The sequence below is a fragment of the Candidatus Mycobacterium wuenschmannii genome (assembly GCF_030252325.1).
GTDB classification, from domain to species: Bacteria; Actinomycetota; Actinomycetes; order Mycobacteriales; family Mycobacteriaceae; genus Mycobacterium; species Mycobacterium wuenschmannii.
In genome coordinates, this window is record NZ_CP126981.1 from 3,923,515 (window position 1) to 3,936,380 (window position 12,866).

The following is a 12,866-nucleotide window of genomic DNA, read 5'->3' on the forward strand; positions in this document are numbered from 1 at the left end:
ACGATGAGCACAATCTTCGACATCCGCAAGCTCCAGCTGCCGCACGTGTCGCGCACAGCGTTGGTGGTCAGCTCGATCGTCGCGATCGTGGGACTTGTTGCCGGCCTGCTTGGTTGGCGGCTCTACGACAAACTGACCAACAACACCGTGGTCGCCTACTTCCCGGCCGTGAACGCCCTCTACACCGGGGACAAGGTCCAGATCATGGGCATCCGGGTCGGTGCGATCGACAAGATCGAACCGACCGGCGACCGGATGAAGGTGACGTTCCACTACCGGAACAAGTACAAGGTGCCGGCCAACGCCTCGGCGGTGGTGCTCAACCCGACACTGGTGGCCTCCCGCAGCATCCAGCTCGAGCCGGCGTACAAGGGCGGTCCGGCACTGGCCAACAATGCGGTGATCCCCATCGAGCGGACCCAGGTGCCGGTGGAGTGGGATGAGTTGCGCAACAGCGTCACCCACATCATCGACAAGTTCGGACCCAGCAAGGAGCAGCCGAAGGGGCCGTTCGGAGACGTCATCGAGGCATTCGCCGACGGCTTGGATGGCAAGGGCCAGCAGATCAACACCACGCTCAACAGCTTGTCGAACGCGTTGAGCACCCTCGACGAGGGGCGTGGCGACTTCTTCTCCGTGCTGAAGAGCCTGGCGACGTTCGTCAATGCGCTCCATCAGGACGACCAGCAGTTCGTCGCGCTGAACAAAGACCTTGAGCAACTGTCGGACAATCTCGTGAGCTCAGATCAGTCCGCCGCCAACGCGATTCGCGATACCGACAGCCTGCTGACCACCGCGCAGAATTTCCTGAACGAGAACCGTGAATCGCTGACTCACGACGTCAACAACCTGGGCGACCTGACTACCGCGATCATGCAACCCGAGCCGCGCGACGGTCTGGAGACCGCCCTGCACATCCTGCCGAACATGGCGGCCAACGTCCTCGCGATCTATGAGCCGGCGCACGGAAGCCTCAGTGGCGTGGCCGCATTCACCAACTTCGCCAACCCGATGGAGTTCATCTGCAGCGTGATCCAGGCCGGCAGCCGGCTCGGCTATCAGGACTCCGCGGAGCTCTGTGCGCAGTACCTCGCACCGATCCTCGATGCGATCAAGTTCAACTACTTTCCGTACGGCATCAACTTGTTCAGCGCGGCGGACACGCTGCCCAAGAACGTCGCATGCTCCGAGCCGCGCCTGCAACCGCCACCGGGCTTCAAGGACACCACGGTCCCCGGTATCTTCTCGCCGGATACCCAATGGTCGCACCGCAATTCGGAGCCGGGGTGGATCGTCGCACCCGGGATGCAGGGTGTGCAGGTTCAGCCCGCCACCAGGAATCTGCTGACGGCCGAGTCGCTAGGGGAGCTGATGGGCGGTCCGGACATCGTTCCGCCGCCGGCCGGGCACACCATGACCGGACCGCCGAACGCCTACGACGAGAACAACCCGCTGCCGCCGCCGTGGTATCCGCAGCCGTTGCCCTCCCCGGGGCCGCCGCCACCGGCCGGTCTGCCGCTCGGCGCAGCGGAGGCGCACCCGTGAGGCGCACGACGAGCGCCGTAGGCGCGAGGAGTAAGCCGAACAGTCGGCAGATGTGGCGCTCGACGAGCGCCGTAGGCGCGAGGAGCAAGCCGAACAGTCGGCAGATGAGGCGCATGGCGCAACGTGCGCTTGCTGTGCTCACCGCCGCGGTGTTGCTGACATCGTGCGGGAACTGGCGCGGCATTGCCAACGTGCCGCTGCCGGGCGGCCCGGGCAGCGGGCCGGGCTCCTACAAGATCTATGTTCAGATGCCAAACACGATGGCGCTGAACGGAAACAGCCGTGTCCTGGTCGCCGACGTGTTCGTTGGCACGGTGCGCTCGATCGATCTGAAGAACTGGGTCGCCACGCTGACCGTCGACCTGGACAAGAGTGTCCGGCTGCCGCGGAACGCCACGGCCAAGATCGGCCAGACGAGCCTGCTGGGCTCGCAGCACGTCGAACTGGCAGCACCGTCGGACCCGTCGCCGCAGATGCTCAAGAGCGGCGACACCATTGCGTTGAGCAACTCGTCGACGTATCCCTCCACGGAGCAGACCCTGGCCAGCTTGGCCATGGTGCTGCGGGGCGGCGGCATCCCCAATCTCGAGGTGATCCAGGACGAGGTCTACAAGATCCTGGCCGGACGCGCCCAGCAGATCCGCGACTTCCTCGGCAAACTGGACACTTTCGCGACCGAACTGAACCACCAGCGCGATGACATCCGCCAGGCAATAACCTCCACCGACCGACTGCTGACGCGGGTGGTCGACCGAACCGCCACGCTGGACCGTGCTCTCACCGAATTTCCGCCTCTGGTCGAACATTTCAACAAGCAACGCGACTTGTTCGCCGACACCGTGGAGGCGGTCGGCCGGGTCAGCTACGTCACAGATCAGACCTTCAAGGCGTCGCGCGCCGACCTGCATCAGGATCTGCAGGATCTGCAGCGGCCACTCAAGCAATTGGGCCGCGCCGCGCCGTATCTGGTCGACGCGCTCACGCTGCTGCTCTAACCACCGTTCAGCGTCGACAGCGTGCCGAAAATCGTTCGTGGCGACTACATCAACGTCTCCGGCGCACTCGACCTGACGTTGAGCACGGTGGATAACGCGATATTCACCGGAACCGGGTTCTCCGGGGCGCTGCGTGCGCTCGAGCAGTCCTGGGGCCGTGATCTCAACACGATGGTTCCCGATATCCGCTTCACGCCGAACCCGGCTGATGCACCGGTGGAGCGAGGCGAATAATGCTGACTCGTTTCATTCGCGCACAGCTGATTGTGTTCGGCGCCTTGACATTAGCGGCACTGATCGCGCTGGGCTGGTTCTATCTGCGCATCCCGAGCCAGCTCGGCGTCGGCCAGTACCGGCTGATCGCGGAGCTGCCGGCCTCGGGTGGCCTCTACCGGACCGCCAACGTGACCTATCGGGGCATCCAGATCGGCAAGGTCACCAAGGTCGAGCCGACGGCGCGCGGGGTGCGGGCGACGCTGAGTATCGACGACCGCTACAAGATCCCGACCGACGCATCCGCCAACGTGCACTCGGTGTCTGCGATAGGCGAGCAGTACGTCGACCTGGTGTCCACCGGGGACCCGGGGAAGTACTTCTCGCCGGGCCAGACCATCACCAAGGGCACGGTGCCCAGCGAGATCGGGCCTGCCCTCGACGCCGCCAACCGTAGCCTGTCGGTGCTACCCAAGCACAAGATCGCCTCGCTGCTCGACGAAACATCCCTGGCCGTAGGCGGATTGGGCCCCGCGCTGCAACGACTCGTCGATTCGACGCAGTCGATCGTCGGCGACTTCGAGGCCAACCTGTCCGACGTCGACGACATCATCCAGAACTCCGCGCCGATCATCGACAGTCAGGTCGAGTCGGGTGACTCGATTGCGCAGTGGTCGCGCAACCTGAAGGTCCTCACCGCGCAGATCGCCGACAGCGATCCACACCTGCAGAGCCTGTTGGCCAAGGGCGCTCCGACCGCCGATCAGGTCAACAGCGTCTTCAGCGATGTCCGAGAGTCGTTGCCGCAGACGATCGCCAACCTCGAAGTCGTCGCCGACATGCTCAAGCGCTACAACGCGGGCACCGAGCAGTTGCTGGTGTTCCTGCCGGAGGTCGGATCCGTGGCGCAGACGCTGATCGCATCGGCGCCCGGCGCGGTGCTGATGAATCTCGACCTGTCGCTGAACAATCCGCCGCCCTGCCTCACCGGCTTCCTGCCGGCCTCGGAATGGCGCTCGCCTGCTGACACCAGCACCGCGCCGCTACCGGCCGGAACGTATTGCAAGATCCCACAGGACACCCAGGCCAATGACGTGCGCGGCGCCCGCAACTATCCCTGCGCCGACGTCCCCGGCAAGCGCCGGGCGACGCCGAAGGAATGCCGCGACAACAAACCGTACGTGCCGCTGGGCACGAACCCCTGGTACGGCGACCCGAACCAGATCCGCAACTGCCCGGCGCCGGGCGCGCGCTGCGATCAGCCCGTCGACCCCGGCAAGGTGATACCCGCGCCGTCGGTCAACAACGGGATGAACCCGCTGCCCGCGGATCGCCTGCCGGCGTCCCCGCCGATGGTCAGCGATCCACTCCAGCGACCCGGCTCGGGTTCGGTGCAATGCAACGGGCAGCAACCCAACCCCTGCGTCTATACGCCGGCCAGCCCCAGCGCGATCTACGTGCCGCAGAGCGGACAGGTCGTCGGCCCCGACGGCACGACCTACTCGCTGGAAGATTCGCGCCACACCGGCGACAACGGCTGGAAGGACATGCTCGCTCCGGCCGGCTGACCCGCGGCGGGAATCTTGTGCGCCTGGCAGTGTTGAATCAGCTATTCGCCTGTGAGGAGACAGCGTCATGACCAGCCGACCCGTTCTGGAACCCACCGCCGAGCACCCGATCACGATCACCCCGACCGGGAAGCGCGTCGTAGTACGTGTGAACGGCGTCGTCGTCGCCGACACCCACGAAGCGTTGCAGCTTCAGGAATCGACTTATCCTGCGGTGCAGTACATTCCGTTCGCGGATGTCGTTCACGATGTGCTCACCCGCACCAACACCGAAACCTACTGCCCGTTCAAGGGTGACGCCGCTTACTACAGCGTGACCACCGATGGCGGCACGGTCGACGACGCGGTCTGGTTCTACGAACACCCCTACCCCGCGGTGGCTGAGATCGTCGACCACGTCGCGTTCTACCCCGACAAGGCGGACATCACCGTCGGCTAGGCGTTGGCCGTTCCGAAGACGTGGGCGGTCAACTGGGTGTCGCTGTATTCGCGCAGCGATGAGATGAGCCCGTCCCGGGTGTGAAAGATGAACACTGCTGGGCTGCTGTAGTGCAAGCCGTCGACGGTTTCGCCCTCGGCTTCCGCCTCGATCACCACGCTCTCACCGTCGTTGAAGCACTGGATGAAATCCAGCTCGACCTCGACGCGGCTCTTGCGCCGCTCGACCTCGTCGCGCCAGGCGGCCTTGTCGACCGAGTTGCGGGTCGCGATGTTCCAGTAGCTGAAGTCGTCGCTGAGCAGCTCGAAGCACTCGTCGACATCACTGCCTTCCGACAGGCACTGCAGAAACATCCACGCCAACTCCGCGGACGGATCGTCGAAGGGCGTGGTCACTTCGTCATCCTGACGCGAAAGCCGGTGGCCGGTCAATGTCGTCGGCCGGACTTATGATCGATGGGATCGAGCAGCGGCGGGAGCAGATGACCAGTAGCGCTCGCACGGTGACTTTTCCCAGTGCGGTGACCCCCAGGAACACTCTTTTCCCGCTGCGCTGGGGGCCCGGCGACCCCTGCTTTCAGATCGGCGCCGATGGCGCGATATGGCGAACCAGCTTGTTGGACAGCGGATCTGTGACCGCCCGGATCACCCGAGCAGCGCCCAACGCGGTCGACTGCACGGCATGGGGGAGCGGCGCCGACGAGTTTCTCGACGCGCTCCCGGCCCTGCTCGGCGCCGACGATGACCCGTCCGCCTTCGTGCCGGTCGACCCAATCGTCGTCGAAGCCCAGCGGCGGGCGCCGCACCTGCGGTTGGGCCGCACCGGCCGGGTGCTGGAAGCGTTGATTCCGGCCGTGCTCGAGCAGCGCGTACAGGGCAAAGACGCGTTCCGTGCCTGGCGGGTGCTGGTGACGAAATTCGGGACGCCCGCGCCCGGACCCGCGCCGGCGCGCATGCGGGTGCCGCCCGCGGCCGAGGTGTGGCGGCGCATCCCGTCGTGGGAGTTCCACCGAGCCAACGTCGATCCGGGCCGGGCCCGTACCGTCGTCGGATGCGCACAGCGCGCCCAATCATTGGAGCGGCTCGCCTCCTGGCCGGCAGACAAGGCCCGCGAGGCGATGATGTCGCTGCCCGGGGTCGGAATCTGGACGGCTGCCGAGACGGCACAGCGGGCGTTCGGCGACGCCGACGCGCTGTCGGTGGGCGACTACCACGTGCCGAAGATGATCGGCTGGACATTTCTCGGCCGTGCGGGCACCGACGACGAGATGGTCGAACTTCTCGAACCGATGCGGCCGCACCGGCACCGCGTGGTGTGTCTGCTGTACGCCAGCGGGCTGGCCTACGAGCCGCGGCGCGGGGCGCGATTGCCGTTGCAGGACATCCGCGCGCTATAGGTACGGGGTTACTCGTCGCGGTCTTCGGGTACTCGCCGGCCATGACTCAATTCACCGTTCCCGGCCTGACCGAACAGCAGGGGGCCAAGATCACCGACTTACTGCAGAAGCAGCTGAGCACCTACAACGACCTGCATCTGACGCTCAAGCATGTGCACTGGAATGTGGTGGGGCCCAACTTCATTGGTGTGCACGAGATGATCGACCCACAGGTGGACCTGGTCCGCGGATACGCCGACGAGGTGGCCGAGCGAATCGCCACACTCGGCGGATCGCCGCAGGGCACGCCGGGTGCCATCCTCAAGGACCGCACCTGGGACGACTACTCGGTGAGCCGCGACACCGTGCAGGCTCACCTTGCCGCTCTGGACTTGGTCTACAACGGCGTCATCGAGGACACCCGCAAGGGCATCAAGGAGACCGAGACTCTCGACCCCGTCACCCAGGACATCCTGATCGACCACGCCGCCGAGTTGGAGAAATTCCAGTGGTTCGTCCGGGCGCATCTGGAGAACGCCGGTGGCGGGTTGACCCACGGGGGCAAGTCCACCGAAGCCGGGGCAGCCAAAGCCGCGCGATGAGGCGCCGAAGGTGGTAGCGGAATAATCGGACCGCGGTCCGGTTATAGCGGGTATCCAAAGTTCGAGGAGGCCCGATATGCCCGCCATCACCGCAGACACCTTGACCCTGCCCCGCGTGACCGCGGCGGGCCCTGTCGACACCGAGCGCCCGGTGCGCTCCGTGACCACCGGCCCGCGCGGCCACGAGGGCGAAGGATTTCCCGTGGTCCGGGCGTTTCACGGCGTCAGCCGCGCCGCGCTGGACCCGTTCGTCCACATGGATCAAATGGGCGAAATCGAGTACCAGCCGGGCGAGCCCCGCGGCACCGACTGGCACCCGCACCGCGGTTTCGAGACCGTCACGTACATGATCGACGGCCGGTTCGCGCACCAGGACTCGCACGGTGGCGGCGGGCTGATCGCCGACGGCGCGACCCAATGGATGACCGCGGGCGCGGGCATCCTGCACATCGAGACGCCGCCGGCCGAACTGGTCGAAAGCGGCGGAACGTTTCACGGCATCCAGCTCTGGGTCAATCTGCCGAAGAAGGATAAGTTCGCGACGCCGCGTTACCAGGCCATCGAAGGCAACGACGTCGCGCTGCTGTCCTCCGACGACGGCGGCGCGCTGATCCGGGTGATCGCAGGCGAGGTCGACGGCCACCACGGGCCGGGAGTCACGCACACGCCAATCACCATGGCGCACGCGACGATTCAACCTGGCGCGCGACTCAACATCCCGTGGAACCGGGACTACAACGCGCTGGTCTACGTGCTGGCCGGGCGCGGATCGGTGGGACCGATCGCGCATCCGATCGAGCAAGGTCAACTGGCCGTGCTGGGTCCCGGCGACCGCATCACCGTCGACGCCGCGCCGTCGCAGGAGTCGCGGGTGCCCGCGCTAGAGGTGTTGATCCTGGGCGGGCAACCGATCCGCGAGCCGGTTTTTCACTACGGCCCGTTCGTGATGAACACCAAGGCCGAGGTGGTCCAAGCGCTCGAGGATTTCCAGGCCGGCAAGTTCGGCAGCGTCCCGATCAACGGCCTGATGCCGCACCGTGGCTAACAAGGCTGTCAATTATGTGGCAGCCGCAGGTGTGAGCTATGGCACAATCGAAGAGTGGTGCAGCCCGCGAGCCGGGGGCCGGGTCGCCCCCCAGCAGCAAAGGCGGCCGAGACGCGTAAGCGCATTCTGCGCGCGGCGCGCGAAGTCTTCAGCGAACGCGGGTACGACGCCGCCACCTTCCAGGCGATCGCGGTCCGGGCGGACCTGACCCGGCCCGCGATCAACCACTACTTCGCAAACAAGCGCGTCCTGTACTGGCAGGTGCTCGACGAGACCAACAAGGCGCTCGTCGCCGCGAGCACCCAGCGGGCGCGCAGCGAGACCACCCTGACCGGCCGGGTGTCGGCCTTCATCGAGGCCGCCATCGAGGGCGAAATCGAAAACCACGCCGCGTCGGCCTTTTTGATCGCTGCCACGTTGGAGTCGCAGCGTCATCCGGAGTTGAGTAGGCCGGGCAGCGACTCCGTCAGCACCACGCGGAGCTTCCTGCTGTGGGCGATCAATGACGGCATCCAGAGTGGCGAGCTCAACCCGGACACCGACGCCGTGGCGCTCACCGAAATGCTGCTGGCGGTCCTACTCGGGGTCGGCTTCTACGCGGGCTTCGTCGGTAGTCGTGACGAGTTCGACGCCATCACTGACCAGCTAAAACTGTTGCTGGCCCGTAGCCTCGCAACCCCTCCTGGCTGACGCAGTGATGTAGCACACAGAACCATATAGGTTGCCTAACTTACTAGGTAACATGATGGCGCTATGACTGATGTACAGAACGCGACCTCAGTTCGTTCCGAAGGCGACAGCTGGGACATCACCGAAAGTGTGGGCGCGACCGCCCTGAGCGTGGCCGCCGCGCGTGCAGTCGAGACCGGCTCGGACGATCCGCTGATCCGTGACGACTTCGCCTACCTGCTGGTCTCAACCGCCGGGCAGCCTTGGGCGCGGCTCGCGACGTCGCTGGAGTGGATCGGTGACGACGACCACGGCCGCCGGGCACACCGGCTGGCCGTTGACTACCAGGCAGTGCGCACCCACTACTTCGACGCCTATTTCGCCGCCGCCGCCGCGGCCGGCATCCGGCAGGTGGTCATTCTCGCGGCTGGTCTCGATTCTCGGGCGTTCCGGCTGGACTGGCCCGTCGGCACCACGGTCTACGAGATCGACCAGCCGCAGGTCGTCGCCTACAAAACCAGCACGCTGGAGTCGGCCGGGGCCGCGCCGACGGCCGAGCGCCGGACCGTGCAGATCGACCTGCGCGACGACTGGGCGGCCGCGCTGACGGCGACGGGCTTCGACGCCGATCAGCCGACCGCGTGGCTGGCCGAGGGCCTGCTGCCCTACCTACCGGCCGAGGCCCAGGACCGGCTGTTCGACATCCTGACCGGGTTGAGCGCGCCCGGCAGTCGGGTCGCCGTCGAGGCCTTCAGCCTGGGCGCCGCCGACAGCGAGGCGCGTCGCGTCGCGCGGCGGGCCCGGTTCGACCGGATGCGTCAGCGACTCGGCCTGGACATCAACGTCGAGACCCTGACCTACCAAGGGGGCGACCGGGCGAATGCCGCGGACTGGTTGACCGAGCACGGCTGGCACGTCGACGCCGTCAGCAATACCGACGAGATGGCGAGACTGGGCCGGGCGATTCCCGCCGACCTGGTCGACGAGGCCTTCACCACCACACTGCTCAGCGCCGAACTCGGCGGCGACCGAAACGACAACGACGAGGAGACGCGATGAGCACCCTGCGCAGCCACGACGACACCTGGGACATCACCGAAAGCGTCGGAAGCACCGCTGTCATGGTGGCCGCGGCCCGCGCCGCCGAGACTGACAAGCCCGAACCGCTGATCCGCGACCCGTTCGCGCGAATCCTGGTCGCCGAGGCCGGCACCGGGGTTTGGGAGAAGATGCTCGACAGCGACCTGCTGGACAAGGTCGCCGAGATCGACGCCGAGGCCGCCGCGGTCTTCGAGCACATGCGCGGCTATCAGGCGGTGCGCACCCACTTCTTCGACGCGCACTTCGCCGGCGCCGCCGAGGCTGGCATCCGGCAAGTGGTGATCCTGGCGTCCGGTCTGGACTCGCGGGCCTACCGGCTCGACTGGCCGGCCGGCACCTCGGTCTACGAGATCGACCAGCCCAAGGTGCTGGAGTACAAGGCGGCAACGCTGGCCGCGCACGGCGCGACGCCGTCGGCCAACCGTCATGAGGTCGCGATCGACCTGCGGCAGGACTGGCCGGCGGCCCTGATCGCGGCGGGCTTCGACCCGAAGGCTCCGACGGCGTGGCTGGCCGAGGGCCTGCTGATGTATCTGCCCGCCGAGGCCCAGGACCGGCTGTTCACCCAGATCGGCGAGCTGAGCGCGCCGGGTAGCCGGATCGCCGCGGAGACCGCTGCCAACCACGCCGACGAGCGTCGCCAGGAGATGCGGGAGCGTCTCGACCGGGTCGCCGCCAAGCTCGGCATCGAGCGCAACGTCGACATCCAGGACCTGATGTACCGCGACGAGGCGCGCGCCGACGTCGCCACCTGGCTCAACGAGCACGGCTGGCGGGCCACCGCGCAGAGCTCCGACGACGAAATGCGCCGGCTGAACCGCTGGGTCGAGGGAGTGCCGTCGGCCGACGACAAGCAGGCATTCTCGCAGTTCGTAACCGCCGAACGCGTGTGAGGGGCTAGCCAGGGGGACCCTGTTGCCCAACCGGGTGGTTGATTAGGATTGGGATTTCGTCGGTCGAGGAAGGGATCCCCATGACCACCGAAATCACCGCTCCGGTTGCACCCGCTGCTCCTGCCGCCGGTTCCGATGTCGCGAAGACGGTGGCGCGCCTGCGCCAGACCTTCGCCACCGGTCGGACCCGCAACATCGAATGGCGCAAGGAACAACTGCGCGCGCTCGAGCGACTGATGGTCGAGAACGAGGCCAAGGTTGCCGAGGCGCTCGAAAAGGACCTCGGCCGTTCGCCGTTCGAGGCGTGGCTGGCCGACGTCGCCAGCACCTCCGGCGAGGCTGCTTACGCGGCGAAGAACGTCGGGAAGTGGGCCAAGCGCAAGCACCGCCTGCTGGAGATGTCGCAACTGCCCGGGCGTGGCTTCGTCGAGTACGAGCCCTACGGCACGGTGCTGATCATCGGGGCCTGGAACTTCCCGTTCGCGCTGACGCTCGGCCCAGCCGCGGGCGCGATCGCTGCGGGAAACACGGTGCTGCTCAAGCCTTCTGAGGTCGCACCCGCGTCGTCGGCGTTGATGGCCGAGCTGGTGCCGCGCTACCTGGACAACGACGCGATCGCCGTGATCGAGGGCGACGGCTCGGTCAGCCAGGAACTGATCGCGCAGGGCTTCGACCACCTGATTTTCACCGGCGGCACCGAGATCGGCCGTAAGGTCTACGAGGGCGCCGCCAAGCACCTGACTCCGGTGACCCTCGAACTCGGCGGCAAGAGCCCGGTCATCGTCTCGAAGGACGCGGACATCAAGGTCGCCGCGAAGCGCATCGCGTGGACCAAGCTGATCAACTCGGGACAGATCTGCATCGCGCCCGACTATGTGTTGGCCGAGGCGCCGATCCGTGACCAGTTGGTCGACGAGATCCAGAAAGCCGTCAGCACGTTCGAGGCCCAAAACGCCTCTGGCGGAAAGCGAATCGTCAACGAGCGGCACTTCAACCGGCTCACCACCGCGCTGGCCGCGACGCAGGGCAAGGTCGCCATCGGTGGCGGTTCGGACCCGGCCAAGCTGAACATCCAGCCGACCGTGGTGGTCGACCCGTCCGCCGACGAGCCGTTGATGACCGACGAGATCTTCGGCCCGATCCTGCCGGTCGTGACCGTCCAGAACCTGGATGAGGCAATCACTTTCGTCAACTCGCGGCCCAAGCCGCTGGCGGCATACCTGTTCACCAAGGCCAAGGCCGTTCGCGAACGGGTGATCAAGGAAGTGCCGGCGGGCGGCATGGTGGTCAACCACCTACTGTTCCACTTCGCCACGCACAAGCTGCCGTTCGGCGGCGTCGGCCCGTCCGGGCTGGGCGCCTACCACGGCAAGTTCGGCTTCGAGGAGTTCAGCCACCGCAAGTCGGTGCTGACCAAGCCGACCCGCCCCGACATTGCCAGCTTCATCTACCCGCCCTACACGGAGAAGGCGTGGAAGCTGGCCCGTCGGCTTTTCTAGCTTGTCCCAATTCCCTTGCAGGTCAATGAAGATCGAGAGATAGGAAGTTCATGCCCGGAGTGCAGGATCGCGTTGTCGTCGTCACCGGAGCCGGTGGTGGTCTGGGGCGTGAATACGCGCTGACCCTCGCAAAAGAAGGCGCCAGCGTCGTCGTCAACGACCTCGGCGGGGCCCGCGACGGCACCGGTGCCGGACACAACATGGCCGACGACGTCGTCAAGGAGATCAAGGACGCCGGCGGTCGCGCGGTGGCCAACTACGACAGCGTGGCCGAGGCCGAGGGCGCGGAGAACATCGTCAAGACCGCGCTGGACGAGTTCGGCAAGATCGACGGCATCGTGAGCAACGCGGGCATCCTGCGCGACGGGACGTTCCACAAGATGTCGTACGAGAACTGGGACTCGGTGCTCAAGGTGCACCTCTACGGCGGCTACAACGTGATTCGTGCCGCGTGGCCGCACTTCCGCGAGCAGAGCTACGGCCGGGTACTCGTGGCCACGTCCACCAGCGGACTGTTCGGCAACTTCGGGCAGGCCAACTACGGCGCCGCAAAGCTGGGCCTGGTGGGCCTGATCAACACGCTGGCCCAGGAGGGCGCCAAGTACAACATCAAGGCCAACGCGCTGGCGCCGATCGCCGCCACCCGGATGACCGAGGACATCCTGCCGCCGGAGGTGCTGAAGAACCTGACGCCGGAGTACGTGGCGCCGGTGGTGGCCTACCTGGTCACCGAAGAGGTGCCCGACAGTGGCTCGATCTTCATCGTCGGCGGCGGCAAGGTGCAGCGCACAGCGCTGTTCCAGAACGAGGGCGTCACCTTCAAGACCCCGCCATCGGTCGACGACATCGCCTCGCACTGGGGCGAGATCGACGACCTGTCCGCGGCAAAGGCGGCCAACTTCTCCATCCGCTGACCCAGCCA

12 protein-coding genes and 1 pseudogene are annotated in these 12,866 nt (G+C 66.4%); 12 read left to right on the forward strand and 1 reads right to left on the reverse strand.

Annotation, left to right across the window (positions count from 1 at the left end):
* Positions 1–3: 3 nt before the first annotated feature.
* From PT015_RS18925 to PT015_RS18940, 4 genes and pseudogenes are all read left to right on the forward strand, one after another.
* Complete coding sequence (locus PT015_RS18925) at positions 4–1,545, forward strand: virulence factor Mce family protein (RefSeq protein WP_285186474.1); 1,542 nt, start codon at positions 4–6, stop codon at positions 1,543–1,545.
* A 104-nt stretch (positions 1,546–1,649) separates the two neighbouring features.
* Positions 1,650–2,774: pseudogene (locus tag PT015_RS18930) on the forward strand (MCE family protein).
* Positions 2,774–4,321 (forward strand): MCE family protein, encoded by a 1,548-nt coding sequence (locus tag PT015_RS18935; RefSeq protein WP_285186475.1) that lies wholly within the window; start codon positions 2,774–2,776, stop codon positions 4,319–4,321. Before PT015_RS18930 ends, PT015_RS18935 begins: the two are co-directional and overlap by 1 nt.
* A gap of 67 nt (positions 4,322–4,388) precedes the next feature.
* Positions 4,389–4,760 carry a DUF427 domain-containing protein gene (locus tag PT015_RS18940; protein WP_285186478.1) on the forward strand — a complete coding sequence of 124 codons (372 nt, stop codon included), beginning with the start codon at positions 4,389–4,391 and terminating at the stop codon, positions 4,758–4,760.
* On the opposite strand, the gene PT015_RS18945 is transcribed toward PT015_RS18940, so the two are convergent.
* On the reverse strand, positions 4,757–5,113 hold the full coding sequence (locus tag PT015_RS18945) for a nuclear transport factor 2 family protein (RefSeq protein ID WP_390888036.1): 357 nt from the start codon (positions 5,111–5,113) through the stop codon (positions 4,757–4,759). The genes PT015_RS18940 and PT015_RS18945 overlap by 4 nt on opposite strands.
* Before the next feature lie 128 nt (positions 5,114–5,241).
* On the opposite strand from PT015_RS18945, the gene PT015_RS18950 reads away from it, so the two are divergent.
* From PT015_RS18950 to PT015_RS18985, 8 genes are all read left to right on the forward strand, one after another.
* Positions 5,242–6,156 (forward strand): DNA-3-methyladenine glycosylase family protein, encoded by a 915-nt coding sequence (locus tag PT015_RS18950; RefSeq protein WP_285186480.1) that lies wholly within the window; start codon positions 5,242–5,244, stop codon positions 6,154–6,156.
* Between the two features lie 41 nt (positions 6,157–6,197).
* Positions 6,198–6,737, forward strand: a complete 540-nt coding sequence (locus tag PT015_RS18955; protein WP_285186481.1) for a Dps family protein — start codon at positions 6,198–6,200, stop codon at positions 6,735–6,737.
* 76 nt (positions 6,738–6,813) lie between these two features.
* A complete protein-coding gene (locus tag PT015_RS18960) occupies positions 6,814–7,782 on the forward strand; it encodes a pirin family protein (RefSeq protein ID WP_285186483.1) in 969 nt (322 codons plus the stop codon).
* A gap of 54 nt (positions 7,783–7,836) precedes the next feature.
* Positions 7,837–8,472, forward strand: coding sequence for a TetR/AcrR family transcriptional regulator (locus PT015_RS18965; RefSeq protein ID WP_285186485.1), 636 nt, complete (start codon positions 7,837–7,839; stop codon positions 8,470–8,472).
* A 63-nt stretch (positions 8,473–8,535) separates the two neighbouring features.
* Positions 8,536–9,510 carry a class I SAM-dependent methyltransferase gene (locus tag PT015_RS18970; RefSeq protein WP_285186486.1) on the forward strand — a complete coding sequence of 325 codons (975 nt, stop codon included), beginning with the start codon at positions 8,536–8,538 and terminating at the stop codon, positions 9,508–9,510.
* Entirely contained in the window at positions 9,507–10,445 is a 939-nt protein-coding gene (locus PT015_RS18975; RefSeq protein ID WP_285186487.1) for a class I SAM-dependent methyltransferase, read from the forward strand. The genes PT015_RS18970 and PT015_RS18975 overlap by 4 nt, the downstream gene beginning before the upstream one ends.
* Before the next feature lie 80 nt (positions 10,446–10,525).
* Entirely contained in the window at positions 10,526–11,944 is a 1,419-nt protein-coding gene (locus tag PT015_RS18980) for an aldehyde dehydrogenase family protein (RefSeq protein ID WP_285186488.1), read from the forward strand.
* A gap of 50 nt (positions 11,945–11,994) precedes the next feature.
* Positions 11,995–12,858 (forward strand): SDR family oxidoreductase, encoded by an 864-nt coding sequence (locus PT015_RS18985; protein ID WP_285186489.1) that lies wholly within the window; start codon positions 11,995–11,997, stop codon positions 12,856–12,858.
* Positions 12,859–12,866: the final 8 nt, after the last annotated feature.